Source organism: Streptomyces sp. CB02058 (genome assembly GCF_001905505.1).
Taxonomy (GTDB): Bacteria; Actinomycetota; Actinomycetes; order Streptomycetales; family Streptomycetaceae; genus Streptomyces.
The window spans coordinates 602,842-618,751 of the sequence record NZ_LIPG01000002.1; the positions used below are offsets into that span (position 1 = coordinate 602,842).

Below are 15,910 nucleotides of genomic sequence, written 5' to 3' on the forward strand. Positions count from 1 at the left end.
CCGGGGCGGGCCGGCGGTCCGGGGAAAACGGCTGATTCGGCACGGTCGGCAGGACATGGCACGATGCGGTCATGTCCTTGGCCCTGACCGATCTCTGCCGCTACCCGATCGTGCAGGCCCCGATGGCGGGCGGGGTGTCACGCCCCGAGCTGGTCGCCGCCGTCGCCGAGGCCGGAGGGCTCGGCTTCCTCGCCGCCGGCTACAAGACGGCCGGCGGGATGTACAACGAGGTCAAGCAGCTCCGCAGGATGACCGGGCGGCCCTTCGGCGTCAACCTCTTCATGCCGCAGCCGCTGGTCGCGGACCCGAGCGCGGTCGAGGTCTACCGTCATCAGCTGGCCGGCGAGGCCTCCTGGTACGAGACCCCGCTCGGCGACCCGGACTCCAGCGGCGACGACGGCTACGAGGCCAAGGTCGCGATCCTGCTGGACGACCCCGTGCCCGTGGTCTCCTTCACCTTCGGCTGCCCCACCCGCGAGGTCCTCGGAGCGTTCGCCGCGGCCGGGACCTTGACCGTCGTCACCGTCACCTCGGCCCAGGAGGCGCGGAACGCCCAGTGGGCGGGGGCCGACGCGCTCTGCGTCCAGGGAACCGAGGCGGGCGGCCACCAGTCCACGCACCGCGACGACCCGCAGGCCGGACTCGGCGGCACCGGGCTGCTCGCGCTGATCGCGGAGGTCCGCGAGTCCGTGCGGCTGCCGATCGTCGCGACGGGCGGACTGATGCGCGGCTCCCAGATCACGGCCGTCCTGGCGGCCGGAGCGGTGGCGGCACAGCTCGGCACCGCCTTTCTGGCCTCGCCCGAGTCGGGCGCGCACCCGCTGCACAAGCAGGCGCTGACCAACCCGCTGTTCGTGACCACGGCCCTGACCCGGGCGTTCTCCGGACGCCCCGCGCGCGGGCTGGTCAACCGCTTCGTACGGGAGCACGGGCCGTACGCCCCCGCCGCCTATCCGCAGGTGCACCAGCTGACCTCCGGGCTGCGCAAGGCCGCCGCCAAGGCGGGGGACGCCCAGGGCCTGGCCCTGTGGGCGGGACAGGGGCACCGGCTGGCGCGGGAGCTGCCGGCCGGGGAGCTCGTGGGCCTGCTCGCCGCAGAAATGGAAGCCGCGCGTGCGGCAGTGAGTGTGAGGAGTGCCCAGTGACGGCACCGGTCTTCGTCGTCGAACAGCTGCCCGCCGGGCCGGAGTTCGTCCTTGAAGGGCCCGAGGGACGGCACGCCGTCTCCGTGAAGCGGCTGAACCCGGGGGAGGACGTCGTCCTGACCGACGGACGGGGCCGCTACGCCGAGGGCGTCGTACGGGCCGCCGAGGGCAAGGACCGGCTCGTCGTCACCGGCCTGGAGACGGTCCACGAGGAGCCCGCACCCACCCCGTCCGTCACCGTCGTCCAGGCGCTGCCCAAGGGTGACCGCGGCGAGCTCGCCGTGGAGACGATGACCGAGACGGGCGTCGACGCGATCGTGCCCTGGCAGGCCGCCCGCTGTATCACGCAGTGGAAGGGCGACCGGGGGCTCAAGTCCCTGGCCAAGTGGCGCAGTACGGCGCGCGAGGCCGGCAAGCAGTCGCGCCGGGTGCGGTTCCCCGAGGTGGCCGACGCCATGACGACCAAGCAGGTCGCGGCCCTGCTGGCCGGGGCGGACTTCGCGGGTGTCCTGCACGAGGACCGGGACAGCGGCAGCGAGCCGCTGGCCACCGCCGAACTCCCCGCCGGGGGCTCGATCGTGCTGGTCGTGGGCCCGGAGGGCGGGGTGTCCCCCCAGGAGCTGGCCGCCTTCGCCGAGGCCGGGGCGCCCGCGTACAGGCTCGGCCCCAGCGTGCTGCGCACCTCGACGGCGGGGACGGCCGCCGCCGCCCTCCTGATGGGACGCACCGGGCGCTGGAGCTGAGCACGGCGCCCGCGCCCCACCGCGGTCCGGGGCCGCTGAGGACGCGGGACCTCGCCGGAGTCCGGGCCTCCCCGGCGGCCCGCCCCCGCACGAGGACCGCCGCACCGGTCCGGCCGGATAGCATGCCGGTGTACTGATCACGAGAACCAGACGACCGAGGAGGCCGGCCCATGGCGGGAGAGCCGCAGACCGACTGCCTGTTCTGCAAGATCGTCACGGGAGACATCCCGGCGACCATCGTCCGGGAGAGCGGGACCACCGTCGCCTTCCGCGACATAAACCCCCAGGCCCCCACGCACGTCCTGGTCATCCCGAAGGCGCACTACCCGGACGCCGCGTCGCTCGCCGCCGCCGAACCGCAGATCGCCGCAGACGTGCTGCGCGAGGCCGGTCTGGTCGCCGCCGACGAGAAGATCACCGAGACCGGCTACCGCATCGTGCTCAACACCGGTGCCGGCGCCGGACAGACCGTCTTCCACGCGCACGCCCACGTCCTCGGCGGACGCGGCATGCAGTGGCCCCCCGGCTAGAAGAAGAAGCCGGCACAGGCCGGAAGAAGCCAGCAGAGGCCCGAAGAAGCCCGTAGAGGCCGGAAGAAGAACGCCCGTGTCCGTACGAGAACTCGTGGTCCTCGGCACCGCGAGCCAGGTCCCGACCCGCCACCGCAACCACAACGGCTATCTGCTGCGCTGGGACGGCGAGGGCATCCTCTTCGACCCGGGCGAGGGCACCCAGCGCCAGATGCTGCGCGCGGGCGTCGCCGCGCACGACATCAACCGGATCTGCGTCACGCACTTCCACGGCGACCACGCGCTCGGCCTGGCAGGAGTGATCCAGCGGATCAACCTCGACCAGGTCCCGCACCCCGTCACCGCCCACTTCCCGGCGAGCGGACAGCTCTTCTTCGACCGGCTGCGGTACTCGACGGCCTACCGCGAGTCCGTCGAGCTGACCGAGGCCCCGGTCTCCGCCGACGGGATCCTCGCCACCACCGAGACCTACACCCTCGACAGCCACCGGCTCTCGCATCCCGTCGAGTCCTACGGCTACCGCCTCACGGAGCCCGACCGGAAGCGCATGCTGCCCGCGAAGCTGGCCGAGCACGGCATCGGCGGGCCGGACGTCGGACGCATCCAGCGGGACGGCACCCTGCGCGGTGTCACACTGGAGGAGGTCTCCGAGACCCGCCGCGGACAGCGTTTCGCGTTCGTCATGGACACCCGGCTCTGCGACGGCGCGTTCGCCCTCGCCGAGGGATGCGACATGCTGGTCATCGAGTCGACGTTCCTCGACGAGGACGGCAGGCTCGCCGCCGACCACGGCCACCTCACCGCCGGACAGGCGGCACGGGTGGCGAAGGAGTCGGGCGTACGGCACCTCGTGCTGACGCACTTCTCCCAGCGCTACACCGACCCCGAAGCCTTCGAGCACCAGGCCAGGGCGGCCGGCTTCGAAGGCGGACTGACCATCGCCCAGGACCTGATCAGGGTCCCCGTACCCACCCGCCACACGTAACGAGAACCCCGTGCACCTCCCCAAAGCCGAACTCCACCTCCACATCGAAGGGACCCTCGAACCCGAGCTGGCCTTCGCGCTCGCCGCACGCAACGGCGTCGACCTGCCCTACGCGGACACCGAAGAGCTGCGCAAGGCCTATCTCTTCGAGGACCTCCAGAGCTTCCTGGACCTCTACTACGCGCTCATGGCCGTGCTGCGCACCGAGGAGGACTTCGCCGAACTGGCCGACGCCTACCTCGCCCGCGCCGCCGCCCAGGGCGTCCGGCACGCGGAGATCTTCTTCGACCCGCAGGCCCACACCGACCGGGGCGTCCCCATCGGCACGGTCATCGAAGGGCTCGGCAGGGCGCTGGACCGCAGCGAGGAGACGCACGGCATCTCCACCCAGCTGATCATGTGCTTCCTGCGCGACAAGTCCGAGGCGTCGGCGCTGGAGACCCTGGAGGCGTCGAAGCCGTACCTCCACCGCATCAGCGCCGTCGGCCTCGACTCGGCGGAGGTCGGCCACCCGCCCGCCAAGTTCCGCGAGGTGTACGCCGCCGCCACGGCCCTCGGGCTGCGCAAGGTCGCCCACGCCGGTGAGGAGGGCCCGCCGGAGTACATCAGGGAGGCCCTGGACGTCCTCGGCGTCGAGCGGATCGACCACGGGCTGCGCTGCATGGAGGACCCGGAGCTGGTGGGCCGGCTGGTCTCCGAGCGGATCCCGCTCACGCTCTGCCCGCTGTCCAACGTACGGCTGCGCGCCATCGACGTACTGGAGCAGCACCCGCTCCGGGCCATGATGGACGCGGGCCTGCTCTGCACGGTGAACTCCGACGACCCCGCCTACTTCGGCGGATACGTCGGAGACACCTTCCACGCCGTCCACGAGGCGCTCGGCCTCGACCGGGAGCACCTGCGGACGCTTGCCCGCAACTCCTTCGAGGCGGCCTTCCTCGACCACGACGAGGAGCGCAGGGCGCGCTACCTCTCCGAGGTCGAGGCGTACGCGTTCGACTGACCGGCACCGCCGGCCGGTCCCGCCGTGCGGAACGCGCTCCGCACCAGCCGCCTGCGCCGCAGCGCGGGCATGCTGATCTCCGTGACCGCCTGTTCCGGCGCGCCCAGCTTGGGCACCGCGCCGGACAGGCTGTTGGTGGTGGCGGCGAGCAGTGCCGCCGGGGCACCGCCCCTGCGCCGGACGGAACCGGGCACCAGCGGGCGTCCGCCGGTGTGCAGCGCCACCGCCGTCACGGGGGCCGCGACCAGGAGCGTGGCTGACCCCAGGATCAGGCCCATCACGGCGTAGCCCGCCTGCTCGGAGAGCACACTGCCGAGCAGGGGGCCGCAGGCCGTACCGACGGAGGACGCCGAGCCCGCGAGGACCGCCCAGCGGCCGCGTACGTCGAGCGAGGCGGCCAGGCCGATCAGATAGGACAGGACCACCGGGTAGAAGGTGTTCCACGCGATCTCGCCGGTCGCGAACGACCCGAGGTCCTCGGCCGAGGAGCTCAGCACGATGCTCCCCGCGATGATCATCGTGCCGACGCCGATCGGCACCGCCCGTCCGAGACGGGCACCCAGCATCCCGGCGCCCATGACGCCGAGCAGCCCGGCACCGAGCGCGGCGGCGAACACGGCGCCGATGGTGACCTCGGAGAGCCCCACCTGTACGGCGCCGATGCGGCTGCTCACGCCCCACAGCGCGTTCTGTGCCATGGACCAGACGAGCATTCCGCCGGCCAGCACCAGGCCCGACCGCCGGTGCGGCAGCCGTCCCTGCACCGGGGACGGCGAACCCGCGGGGAGCGCGCCGCCCAGCCGGGAGGTGGCCGGCCAGACGAGCAGGGCGACCAGGGCGATCGAGGCGAAGGGCAGCCGATGGCCGCCGCCCATGTGGGGGACCGTCAGATAGAGGGCGCCCGCCGTCGCGGAGACGCTGAGCAGCCCGAGCGACGAGGTCCGGTGCGGGTCGCGCTGCGCGGCGATCCCGGCCGCCGCGACGGCGGTCGCCGTACCCGAGCCGAAGCCGCCGACGACCACACCCGCGACGACCAGCGGCACCGAGGTGGTCAGCGCGGCGCAGCCGTAGCCGAGCACCGCCAGCACCAGTCCGGCGCGCGCGGGTTTCCGCGACCCGTATCTCTCGACGCGTCCCGCCAGGGTGAAACCGGCCGAGGCCGAGCTCAGCAGAAGGGCGCTGCCGACCAGGCCGGCCTGGGCCGAACTGAGCCCCAGATAGGTGCTGAGGCGGCCGACGATGGTGGGGAGGAGATAGGCGGCGAGGTAACCGGCGGTGAACACGGCGACCAGGGGCCACGCGGCGCGAGGGCGCGAGGACATGGGCGTTCCTGAAGACATGCCAGAGGAGGCAGAAGAAGGCAGGGGAGGGTACAGCGGGGTGAGGCAGGGGAGGGCAGAGCAGGGGTAAGGCAGGGGAGGGTGGAGCGAGGTGGTGCAGGGGAGGGTAAGGCGAGAAAAAGCGGGAGAAGCGGCACTCGTCGTCAACTGTCCCGAACGGTGCTCGCGGGCCAATTTGTATCAAGCACGCACAGGCGGCGGAAAGCCGGGCTGATGTGATCTGAGTCACATCTATGTTTATGCGTTATCGGGCCGGGTAACAGCGCATGTTTATGCAGGTGAGGGTGAGGATGCGTGTACGGCGCGGGCCCGCCGAACCGGGGCGCGAATCGGGCACACTGGCCGGATCCCGCACTGATCTCATCTGCCACGGCCGGGGAGCGCATGGTGAACACACCCAATCCAGGCATCGACCCGCTGTCCGGGCTGCGCGCCCCGCAGGACCCCGCCTGTGACGTCTTCCTGACCGGCACGGTCTTCCTGGACATCATCTTCACCGGCCTGGACAGCGCGCCGGTGCGCGGGACCGAGTCCTGGGCCCGGGGGATGGGCTCCAGCCCCGGCGGCGTCGCCAACATGGCCACCGCCCTCGCCAGGCTCGGCCTGCACACCTCGCTGGCCGCCGCGTTCGGCGACGACCACTACGGCGAGTACTGCTGGGACGCGCTCGAACAGGGGGAGGGCATCGACCTCTCCCTCTCCCGGACCGTCCCCGGCTGGCACTCGCCCGTCACCGTCTCCATGGCGTACGAGGGCGAGCGCACGATGGTCTCCCACGGCCACGAGGCACCCGCCCCCGCCGGGCCCCAGGTGCCCGGCCGGAGCCTCCCGCACCATCCACCGCGCGCCCGCGCCGCCGTCGCCTCGCTGGTGCCCGGCCGCAGCGAGCCCTGGGTGGCACGGGCCGCCCGGGACGGCGCGATGGTCTTCGCCGATGTCGGCTGGGACGAGACGGGCCGCTGGGACCTGGACGCGCTGCCCGACCTCGGCCACTGCCTCGCCTTCCTGCCCAACGCCGAGGAGGCCATGCGCTACACCCGCACGCAGTGCCCGCGCGCCGCCGCGCACGCCCTGGCCGAACGGGTCCCGCTGGCCGTGGTCACCCTGGGCGCGGAGGGCGCCTACGCGGTGGACGGGACGACCGGCGCCGCCGCCGAGGTGCCCGCCATCGAGGTGGAGGCCATGGACCCCACGGGGGCGGGCGACGTCTTCGTGGCGGGGTTCGTCACCGGGACCCTGGCCGGCTGGCCGCTCGCCGACCGCCTCGCCTTCGCCGGGCTCACGGCCGCCCTCTCGGTCCAGGAGTTCGGCGGATCACTGTCCGCGCCCGGCTGGGCGGAGATCGCCGGCTGGTGGCAGCAGGTACGCACCTGCGCCGACCAGGACCCGGCCGCTCTGGAGCGCTACGCCTTCCTGGAGGAGCTGCTGCCCGCCACGTCCCGGGCGTGGCCGCTGCGCCGCGCCGTCCCGACCATCGGCTTCCGGCAGTGAAGCGCTGATGATCACCGGGTAAAACCTCTCGGTGTTGTCGGTACCAAGTCGTACGCTGGTAGTCCAGAGGCCGTCGAGCAGCGACGGCCCTGCAACGGGAGGTATGCGCAGGCCCGAGGGCCGGCCCATGACTCAGTCACCTACACAGCCGCAGGCGCGGGCCCGGATCAGCGTTCCGGCCGCACACCCCATGGTGATGCTCCTGGGATCGGGCGATTCGCTCCTGCGCGTGATCGAAACGGCGTTCCCGGCCGTCGACATCCATGTCCGGGGAAACGAGATAAGCGCGACTGGAAGCGCGGCCGACGTCGCCCTGATCCAGCGCCTTTTCGACGAGATGGTGCTGGTGCTCCGCACCGGGCTGCCGATGACGGAGGACGCTGTGGAACGCTCGATCGCCATGCTCAGGGCGAGCGGGGACGGCAACGGGGACGGCGCGGAGACCCCCGCCGAGGTGCTCACCCAGAACATCCTCTCCAGCCGCGGCCGCACGATCCGCCCCAAGACGCTCAACCAGAAGCGCTACGTCGACGCCATCGACAAGCACACCATCGTCTTCGGCATCGGCCCCGCGGGTACCGGAAAGACCTATCTGGCCATGGCCAAGGCGGTCCAGGCCCTGCAGTCCAAGCAGGTCAGCCGGATCATCCTGACCAGGCCCGCCGTCGAGGCGGGGGAGCGGCTCGGCTTCCTGCCCGGCACGCTCTTCGACAAGATCGACCCGTATCTGCGCCCGCTCTACGACGCCCTGCACGACATGCTCGACCCCGACTCGATCCCCCGGCTGATGGCCGCGGGCACGATCGAGGTCGCGCCCCTGGCCTACATGCGGGGCAGGACCTTGAACGACGCGTTCATCATCCTCGACGAGGCGCAGAACACCAGCGCCGAGCAGATGAAGATGTTCCTCACCCGTCTCGGCTTCGACTCGAAGATCGTCGTCACCGGTGACGTCACCCAGGTGGACCTGCCGACCGGCACCAAGAGCGGTCTGCGGCAGGTCCAGGAGATCCTGGAGGATGTCGAGGACGTCCACTTCTCCAGGCTCACCTCGCAGGATGTCGTCCGGCACAAGCTCGTCGGCCGTATCGTCGACGCGTACGAGAAGTACGACAACGCAGAGGGCCGCACCGGCCGCAACGGGAAGCAGTAGCAGCGCACCATGTCGATCGACGTCAACAACGAGTCCGGAACCGAGGTCGACGAGCAGGCGATCCTCGACATCGCCCGCTACGCGCTGGCCCGGATGCGGATCCACCCGCTGTCCGAGCTCTCGGTGATCGTGGTGGACACCGCCGCGATGGAGCAGCTCCACATCCAGTGGATGGACCTCCCCGGCCCGACGGATGTCATGTCCTTCCCGATGGACGAGCTCCGTCCTCCGGCCAAGGACGACGAGGAGCCCCCGCAGGGGCTCCTCGGCGACATCGTGCTCTGCCCCGAGGTCGCGAAGAAGCAGGGCGAGGACGCCGAGACGCGGCACTCGATGGACGAGGAGCTCCAGCTCCTCACCGTCCACGGAGTGCTGCACCTCCTCGGCTACGACCACGAGGAGCCGGACGAGAAGGCCGAGATGTTCGGGCTCCAGGCGGCGATCGTCGACGGCTGGCGCGGTGAGCGCGGGCTGACCGGGCCGTCGCCGGCCCCCACCGTCTCGTGAGCGTCCCCCTCATCTCGGGTGCCGTCCTGCTGGTCGTCGTCGGCTGGCTCGCCGCCTGCGCCGAGGCCGGGATCGCGCGCACGTCGAGCTTCCGGGCGGCCGAGGCCGTCCGGGCCGGACGGCGGGGCAGCGCCAAGCTGGAGCAGGTCGCGGCCGACCCCACCCGCTATCTCAACGTGGCGCTGCTCGTCCGGGTGGCCTGCGAGATGTCGGCGGGAGTCCTCGTCACGTACGCCTGTCTCAAGGAACTCCCGGAGACCTGGCAGGCGCTGGCCCTCGCCATGGGCGTCATGGTCCTCGTCAGCTATGTCGCCATCGGCGTCTCGCCGCGCACCATCGGCCGCCAGCACCCGCTGAACACCGCCACGGCCGCGGCGTACGTCCTGCTGCCGCTCGCCAGGATCATGGGGCCGATCCCGCAGCTGCTGATCCTCATCGGCAACGCGCTGACCCCCGGCAAGGGCTTCCGCAAGGGGCCGTTCGCCAGCGAGGCGGAGCTCCGGGCGATGGTCGACCTCGCCGAGCAGGAGTCGCTCATCGAGGACGACGAGCGACGCATGGTGCACTCCGTCTTCGAGCTCGGCGACACCCTCGTGCGCGAGGTGATGGTGCCCCGCACCGACCTGGTCTGCATAGAGCGCTACAAGACGGTCCGCCAGGCGCTCACCCTCGCGCTGCGCTCCGGTTTCTCCCGCATCCCGGTCACCGGGGAGAACGAGGACGACATCGTCGGGATCGTCTACCTCAAGGACCTGGTCCGCAAGACGCACATCAACCGGGACGCGGAGGCCGACCTCGTCTCCACGGCGATGCGCCCCGCCGCCTTCGTCCCCGACACGAAGAACGCCGGGGACCTGCTGCGCGAGATGCAGCAGGACCGCAGCCATGTCGCCGTCGTCATCGACGAGTACGGCGGCACGGCCGGGATCGTCACCATCGAGGACATCCTGGAGGAGATCGTCGGAGAGATCACCGACGAGTACGACCGCGAACTCCCGCCGGTCCAGGAGCTGGAGAACGGCTGCTTCCGGGTCACCGCCCGGCTCGACATCGGCGACCTCGGGGAGCTGTTCGGCCTCGACGCCTACGACGACGAGGACGTGGAGACCGTCGGCGGCCTGCTGGCCAAGGCGCTCGGGAGGGTGCCGATCTCCGGGGCCACCTCGATCGTCGACCTGCCCGACGGGCGCAAGCTGCGCCTGACCGCCGAGTCGCCGGCGGGCCGCAGGAACAAGATCGTCACGGTGCTGGTGGAACCGGAGGGAACGGAGTCGGCATGACGCCGCAGGAACTGCGCACCCTGTGCCTGGAGTTCAACGCGAGCGCGGAGGAGTTCCCCTTCGGGCCCGAGACCTCGGTCTTCAAGGTGCTGGGCAAGATGTTCGCCCTCAGCGCCTTGGACGCGAGGCCCCTGACGGTCAGCCTCAAGTGCGATCCCGACGAGGCGCTGCTCCTGCGGGAGGAGCACCCCGCGATCGTTCCCGGCTACCACCTCAACAAGCGGCACTGGAACACGGTGACCGTCTCCGAGCTCCCGGACCGCATGGTCCGGGAGCTCGTGGAGGACAGTTACGACCTGGTCGTGGCCGGCCTCCCGAAGGCGGAACGGCTGCGCCTGGACCGGCCGTAGGGCCCGGGAGGCCACTCAGCCCGCCCTGCGCAGCCCGGCCCCCACCACCAGGCCCGTCGCGACCAGGATCACCGCGGCGGCGGCCACCACCAGGCGTACGCCGTCGAACAGCGAGCCCTGCGTGGTGGAGAGCACCCCCAGCAGCGGGATGCCGACCGTGAGGCCCACCTGCTGGGTCGTGGTGACCAGCCCGGTCGCCAGCCCCTGTTCGGCGTCCGGGACGCCGGACGTCACCGTCAGCCCGTACGCGATGATCGCGCCCAGATGGCAGGCGCTCGCCAGCGAGACCGCCACGGTCGCGAGCAGGACGCCCGAGTCCTCGCCCAGGCCGAGCAGCGCCCCGATGAAGACGCCCTGGCCGAGCAGCGAGAGCACCAGGGTCCGGCGCGCACCGATCCGGCCCACGATCCGCGGGGCGTAGATCCCGGCCGCGACCGACACGAGCCCCTGCACCCCGAAGACGAGCCCGGTGCCGAGCGCCGACAGGTGCAGCAGGTCCTGGAGGTAGAGCGTCAGGACGAAGACGATGGTGCTCATCATCGAGAAGGTCGCCAGGCCGCCCAGATTGCCGAACGCGACCGTCCGGCGGCGCAGCATCGGCAGCGAGACCAGCGGGGCGGCCGAGCGGGACTCGACCACCGCGAACGCGCCGAGCAGGACCACTCCCAGCACCAGGGTGACCTGCACGTCCACCCTGCCGAAGCCGTGCTCGGCGGCCGTGGAGAGCGAGTAGATCAGGGAGAGCAGCCCACCGGTGACCGTGACGGCTCCGGGCACGTCGAGCTTCGGCCGGTCCGGCGTACGCGACTCGGTGAGCAGCTTCGGGGCCAGGAGCAGCACGATCACGGCGGCACCGGCCAGCAGCCCCATCGTGGAGCGCCAGCCCAGCGTGTCGGTCAGCACACCGCCGGAGACCATGCCGATGGTGAAGCCCAGCGAGAGCAGGGTTCCGCTGATGCCCAGCGCCCTGTCGCGCAGCGGGCCCTCGGGGAAGGTGGTGGTCAGCAGGGACATCCCGGTCGGCACGATCACGGCCGCTCCGAGCCCCTGCAGTGCCCGCCCGGCCAGGAAGGACGCCGGGTCCCAGGCCAGCGTCGCCAGCACCGAGGAGGCTCCGAACACGGCGAGGCCGGTGAGGAACAGCCTGCGCCGGCCGTAGAGGTCGGCGATCCGGCCGAAGAGCAGCAGGAAGCCGCCGGACGGCAGGGCGAACGCGGTGACGGCCCACTGGAGCCCGGACCTGCTGAGCCCCAGGTCCTCACCGAGGACCGGCAGGGCGACGTTCAGTACGGAGAAGTCGAGCGCCACCATGAACTGGGCGGCGCACAGCACGAAGAGCACCAGCCGGGCCCGGCCGGAGAGCGAGGGCGGCACAGCGGCAACGGGGCCGGTGGTGCCGGGGGAGGGATGAGTCGGGGATTCGATCGCCATGTCCCACACCCTGGACGCGCCGGAATATCCGTGGGGAGCGGGAACTTATCCTGTTGGCCGCACCACCAGGCAGGCACTCGCGGACACGGACACCAGGGGGAGTACGTGGCCTCACCGGCCCAGCACAGCACCGCGGTCGAGGACACGACCGCCCGGGACACCAACGGAGACAAGGCCCACCGCCTCGGCGAACTGCGCGAGTTCCTCAGGAGCCGCAGGGCCAGGGTCACCCCGGCCGAGGCCGGCCTCCCGGACGGCGGCGCACGGCGGCGCACGCCCGGACTGCGCCGCGAGGAGGTCGCCGTCCTCGCGGGCGTCGGCGTCTCCTGGTACCAGTGGCTGGAACAGGGCCGCGACATCACCGTGTCACCGCAGGTCCTGGACTCCGTCGCCCGGGTGCTGCGCCTCAGCAGCGCGGAGCGCCGCCATCTCTACGTCCTGGCGGGCCTCAACCCGCCCGCCCTGGAGGTCGATCCGGCCCACCAGGACATGTGCGAGGGGCTGACCCGGCTGATCGACGCCTGGATGCCCTTCCCGGCCCACATCATGGACCGCTACTGGAACACGGTGCTCTACAACGACGCCGCCTCGGCGGTGCTCGGCATGCGCCCCGGCATCGTGCAGAACTGCATGATCGCCTTCTTCACCGACCCGGTCTACCGGGCCCGCTCGACCCACTGGGAGGAGATCGCGCCCCAGGTCGTCGCGCAGTTCCGGGCGGCCTGCTCGGAGTCCCCCGAGGACGAGGGCTTCCGGGCCGTCGTCGCCGAGGCGCGGGAGCTCAGCCCCGAGTTCGCCGCCCTCTGGGACCGGCGTGACGTCGTTCCGGGCGGCCAGGTCCGCAAGGAGCTGCACCATCCGCTGGTCGGAGCGCTGAGCGTGGAGTCCACCCAGCTGAGGGTGCCGGCGCGCCCCGATCTGGTGATCGTCCTGCACACCCCGCTGCCGGACACCGGCACTGAGGCCAAGCTCCAGTGGCTGGACTCGCCCGAGGGCCGGCGCGGCTCGATGTACCCCGTCCCGGGCTGAGAAGACCCCCTCGTATGCTCGGTCCATGACTGAGAGCACCGACCTGGGCCCCGAGGACCGCAAGATCGTCACGCTGGCCCGCAGCGTCCGCGCCCGCAACGCGGTCCCCGAGGGCGCGGCGGTACGCGACGAGACCGGACGTACGTATGCCGCGGGCACCGTGGCCCTGGAGTCGCTGAAGCTCAGCGCGCTGCAGACCGCCGTGGCCATGGCGGTGGCCAGCGGAGCCACTTCGCTGGAGGCGGCGGCCGTCGTGTCCGACGCCTCCGCCGCGTCGGACGCCGACCGCGCCGCCGTGCGTGACCTGGGCGGTCCCGACACGCCCGTGCTGCTCGCAGGGCCGGACGGGACCCTGCGGTCCACCGTCGCCGCGGGCTGAATCGGGGGCGGCCTCGCCCTGCTGTGCAACGCCGCCGCCGGGATCGGGGAGAATGGGCGCCATGAGCGCTCGACCGAACACAGAAGCTGCTGCGCAGCAGGCTGAGAACACCGCCCCCCACCGGGCCGGCTTCGCCTGCTTCGTGGGCCGCCCCAACGCGGGCAAGTCCACCCTCACGAACGCTCTGGTCGGTCAGAAGGTGGCGATCACCTCCAACCGCCCCCAGACCACCCGGCACACGGTCCGGGGCATCGTGCACCGCGACGACGCCCAGCTGATCCTGGTGGACACGCCCGGCCTCCACAAGCCGCGCACCCTGCTCGGGGAGCGGCTCAACGACGTCGTGCGGACCACCTGGGCCGAGGTCGACGTCATCGGCTTCTGCCTGCCCGCCGATCAGAAGCTCGGCCCCGGCGACAAGTACATCGTCAAGGAACTCGCCGGGATCAGGAAGACCCCGAAGATCGCGATCATCACCAAGACCGACCTGGTGGAGTCCAAGGCGCTCGCCGAGCAGCTGCTCGCCGTCTCCGCGCTGGCGGACGAGCTCGGCTTCGAGTGGGCGGAGATCATCCCGGTCTCCGCGGTCAAGGACCAGCAGGTCGATCTGCTGGCGGACCTGATCGCCCCGCTCCTGCCCGAGAGCCCCCCGCTCTACCCGGAGGGCGACCTCACCGACGAGCCCGAGATGGTCATGGTCGCGGAACTGATCCGCGAGGCCGCACTCGAAGGCGTACGGGACGAGCTGCCGCACTCCATCGCGGTGGTCGTCGAGGAGATGCTGCCGCGCGAGGACCGTCCGGCGGACAAGCCGCTGCTGGACATCCACGCGAACGTCTACATCGAGCGGCCCAGCCAGAAGGGCATCATCATCGGCCCGAAGGGCAAGCGGCTCAAGGACGTCGGCACCAAGTCGCGCAAGCACATCGAGGCGCTGCTCGGCACGCCCGTATTCCTGGACCTGCACGTGAAGGTCGCCAAGGACTGGCAGCGCGACCCGAAGCAGCTGCGCAAGCTCGGCTTCTGAGCCCCGCCCCTGGTCCGCCCCCGCCCTACGGGCAGAGGCGGACCAGGTGTTCTAGGCGCCCTCCTTCAGGACCCGGGAGATCAGCGCCCGCTGTGCCTGCGTGAGCCGTGGGTCCGCGCAGTCGACCGTCCGGTCGCCCACCGTGATCCGGTAGCGGAAGCCGTCCGGCACCCCCGCGGGCGGGCCGCCGTGGCCGGCGGCGAGCGCCGACTCGGCCAGGGCCTCCCATTCGGCCGCGTCGGGCCGCCCGGCGGTCTCGACTTCGCCCCGCCGTGCGATGCCGGCGAACCCGCCGGTGCGGCTCACCTGAATGCGCATGCGTCCCGCTCCTGCCTGGCCCCGTCCGGACGGGGCCGGCTCGTATCTACCCGGTCACCGGGTCGGCACGCCCACCTCGGACCATGCCTTCAGCACCGCCTCCGCCTCGTCGCCCTCGCCGAACCGGTGCCGGGCCGCCGCGACGGTGAGCATCGCGAAGTCCCTGAAGGACGCGTCCTGGGCCAGCTCGCCGCCGGTCAGCACGTCGAACCAGATCCGGCCGGCCCGCTCCCAGGCGTTGCCGCCGAGAGCCGTGGCCAGCAGATAGAAGGCGCGGTTGGGGATGCCGGAGTTGATGTGGACCCCGCCGTTGTCCTCGTCCGTCTCGACGTAGTCGTCCATCGAGGCGGGCTGCGGGTCCTTGCCGAGCACATCGTCGTCGTACGCCGTGCCCGGGGCCTTCATCGAGCGCAGCGCCACACCGCTCACCCGGGGGGCGAGCAGCCCCGCGCCGATCAGCCAGTCGCCCTGGTCCGCGCTCTGGCCCAGGGAGTACTGCTTGACCAGGGAGCCGAAGACGTCGGACACCGACTCGTTGAGCGCGCCGGACTGGCCCTGGTAGGCGAGGTTGGCGGTGTACTGGGTGAGACCGTGCGCCAGTTCGTGGGCGATCACGTCGATCGCGACGGTGAAGTCGAGGAAGATCTCGCCGTCCCCGTCACCGAAGACCATCTGCTCGCCGTCGAAGAACGCGTTGTTGTACTTCTCGTCGTAGTGCACGGAGCCGATGAGCGGCAGCCCCTTCCCGTCGATCGAGCTGCGGCCGTACTCCGTGAGCAGCAGGTCGAAGGTGGCGCCGAGGCCTGCGTACGCGCGGTTGACGCTGGCGTCGCCGGTGGGCTCGTCGCCCTCGTCACGGGCCTTGACGCCCGGCAGGTCCGTGCCGTGGCGGCAGTCGTACAGGGTGCGGTGGGGCTTGGCGGGGACCGGGTCGGAGCTGGCGCGGGCCCCCGGCGTCCGGGCCAGCGCGGTCACCCGGCGGTGGTGGCGGCGGGCGCCGTCCGCCTCCAGGGTGCGGCGTGCAGGTTCGGCGAGGACCGGGTCGTCGGCCTGGGACAGCTTGTCCAGGAGATGCGGCGGCACGATGGTGCAGAAGACGGGCTGGGAACCGTGGTTCGGTCGAGGCTGCATGCAAATGACTGTGGCACTCCGTCACCGCACTGTCACTTGTTGCGATCGTAATTGACGAAATAGAGTGA

General features: G+C 71.6%; 17 protein-coding genes. 13 read left to right on the top strand and 4 right to left on the bottom strand.

The genetic code is table 11. From position 1 onward, the window contains the following. The first annotated feature begins 71 nt into the window (after positions 1–71). The 5 genes from AMK10_RS09805 (at position 72) to AMK10_RS09825 (ending at position 4,406) form a co-directional block, all read left to right on the top strand. On the top strand, positions 72–1,145 hold the full coding sequence (locus AMK10_RS09805; protein WP_073747016.1) for a nitronate monooxygenase: 1,074 nt from the start codon (positions 72–74) through the stop codon (positions 1,143–1,145). Beyond that, positions 1,142–1,888, top strand: a complete 747-nt coding sequence (locus tag AMK10_RS09810; protein WP_073747018.1) for a 16S rRNA (uracil(1498)-N(3))-methyltransferase — start codon at positions 1,142–1,144, stop codon at positions 1,886–1,888. Before AMK10_RS09805 ends, AMK10_RS09810 begins: the two co-directional genes overlap by 4 nt. A gap of 170 nt (positions 1,889–2,058) precedes the next feature. Next, positions 2,059–2,418, top strand: a complete 360-nt coding sequence (locus AMK10_RS09815) for a histidine triad nucleotide-binding protein (protein WP_073747020.1) — start codon at positions 2,059–2,061, stop codon at positions 2,416–2,418. Between the two features lie 76 nt (positions 2,419–2,494). After that, positions 2,495–3,403: a ribonuclease Z gene (locus AMK10_RS09820; protein WP_073747022.1), complete on the top strand. Its 909-nt coding sequence runs from the start codon at positions 2,495–2,497 to the stop codon at positions 3,401–3,403. A gap of 10 nt (positions 3,404–3,413) precedes the next feature. Continuing rightward, positions 3,414–4,406 carry an adenosine deaminase gene (locus tag AMK10_RS09825; protein ID WP_073747024.1) on the top strand — a complete coding sequence of 331 codons (993 nt, stop codon included), beginning with the start codon at positions 3,414–3,416 and terminating at the stop codon, positions 4,404–4,406. Here the strand turns inward: AMK10_RS09825 and AMK10_RS09830 are convergent. After that, complete coding sequence (locus AMK10_RS09830) at positions 4,370–5,728, bottom strand: MFS transporter (RefSeq protein ID WP_073747026.1); 1,359 nt, start codon at positions 5,726–5,728, stop codon at positions 4,370–4,372. The two genes, AMK10_RS09825 and AMK10_RS09830, sit on opposite strands and share 37 nt — an antisense overlap. Before the next feature lie 405 nt (positions 5,729–6,133). Here AMK10_RS09830 and AMK10_RS09835 point away from each other — a divergent pair, with 405 nt between their 5' ends. From AMK10_RS09835 to AMK10_RS09855, 5 genes are all read left to right on the top strand, one after another. Beyond that, positions 6,134–7,237 carry a carbohydrate kinase family protein gene (locus AMK10_RS09835; protein WP_073748011.1) on the top strand — a complete coding sequence of 368 codons (1,104 nt, stop codon included), beginning with the start codon at positions 6,134–6,136 and terminating at the stop codon, positions 7,235–7,237. 127 nt (positions 7,238–7,364) lie between these two features. Continuing rightward, positions 7,365–8,390 carry a PhoH family protein gene (locus AMK10_RS09840; protein ID WP_073747028.1) on the top strand — a complete coding sequence of 342 codons (1,026 nt, stop codon included), beginning with the start codon at positions 7,365–7,367 and terminating at the stop codon, positions 8,388–8,390. Positions 8,391–8,399: 9 nt separating this feature from the next. Next, positions 8,400–8,897, top strand: a complete 498-nt coding sequence (ybeY, locus tag AMK10_RS09845) for an rRNA maturation RNase YbeY (RefSeq protein ID WP_073747030.1) — start codon at positions 8,400–8,402, stop codon at positions 8,895–8,897. Then, positions 8,894–10,177 (top strand): hemolysin family protein, encoded by a 1,284-nt coding sequence (locus AMK10_RS09850; protein ID WP_073747032.1) that lies wholly within the window; start codon positions 8,894–8,896, stop codon positions 10,175–10,177. Before ybeY ends, AMK10_RS09850 begins: the two co-directional genes overlap by 4 nt. Further along, positions 10,174–10,527: an MmcQ/YjbR family DNA-binding protein gene (locus tag AMK10_RS09855; RefSeq protein ID WP_073747034.1), complete on the top strand. Its 354-nt coding sequence runs from the start codon at positions 10,174–10,176 to the stop codon at positions 10,525–10,527. The genes AMK10_RS09850 and AMK10_RS09855 overlap by 4 nt, the downstream gene beginning before the upstream one ends. Positions 10,528–10,542: 15 nt before the next feature. Here the strand turns inward: AMK10_RS09855 and AMK10_RS09860 are convergent, their stop codons facing one another. Next, a complete protein-coding gene (locus AMK10_RS09860; RefSeq protein ID WP_073747036.1) occupies positions 10,543–11,958 on the bottom strand; it encodes an MFS transporter in 1,416 nt (471 codons plus the stop codon). Between the two features lie 105 nt (positions 11,959–12,063). Between AMK10_RS09860 and AMK10_RS09865 the strand changes: the two genes are divergently transcribed. The 3 genes from AMK10_RS09865 to era are packed head-to-tail and all read left to right on the top strand — an operon-like array spanning position 12,064 to position 14,393. Beyond that, entirely contained in the window at positions 12,064–12,987 is a 924-nt protein-coding gene (locus tag AMK10_RS09865; protein WP_073747038.1) for a helix-turn-helix transcriptional regulator, read from the top strand. A gap of 25 nt (positions 12,988–13,012) precedes the next feature. Continuing rightward, positions 13,013–13,366 (top strand): cytidine deaminase, encoded by a 354-nt coding sequence (locus AMK10_RS09870; RefSeq protein WP_073747040.1) that lies wholly within the window; start codon positions 13,013–13,015, stop codon positions 13,364–13,366. A 52-nt stretch (positions 13,367–13,418) separates the two neighbouring features. After that, positions 13,419–14,393: a GTPase Era gene (gene era, locus AMK10_RS09875; protein ID WP_198959667.1), complete on the top strand. Its 975-nt coding sequence runs from the start codon at positions 13,419–13,421 to the stop codon at positions 14,391–14,393. Between the two features lie 51 nt (positions 14,394–14,444). On the opposite strand, the gene AMK10_RS09880 is transcribed toward era, so the two are convergent. Both AMK10_RS09880 and AMK10_RS09885 read right to left on the bottom strand, forming a co-directional pair. Next, positions 14,445–14,711: a protealysin inhibitor emfourin gene (locus tag AMK10_RS09880; protein ID WP_073747043.1), complete on the bottom strand. Its 267-nt coding sequence runs from the start codon at positions 14,709–14,711 to the stop codon at positions 14,445–14,447. Between the two features lie 54 nt (positions 14,712–14,765). Continuing rightward, positions 14,766–15,842 (bottom strand): M4 family metallopeptidase, encoded by a 1,077-nt coding sequence (locus AMK10_RS09885; RefSeq protein ID WP_073747045.1) that lies wholly within the window; start codon positions 15,840–15,842, stop codon positions 14,766–14,768. Positions 15,843–15,910 lie beyond the last annotated feature (68 nt).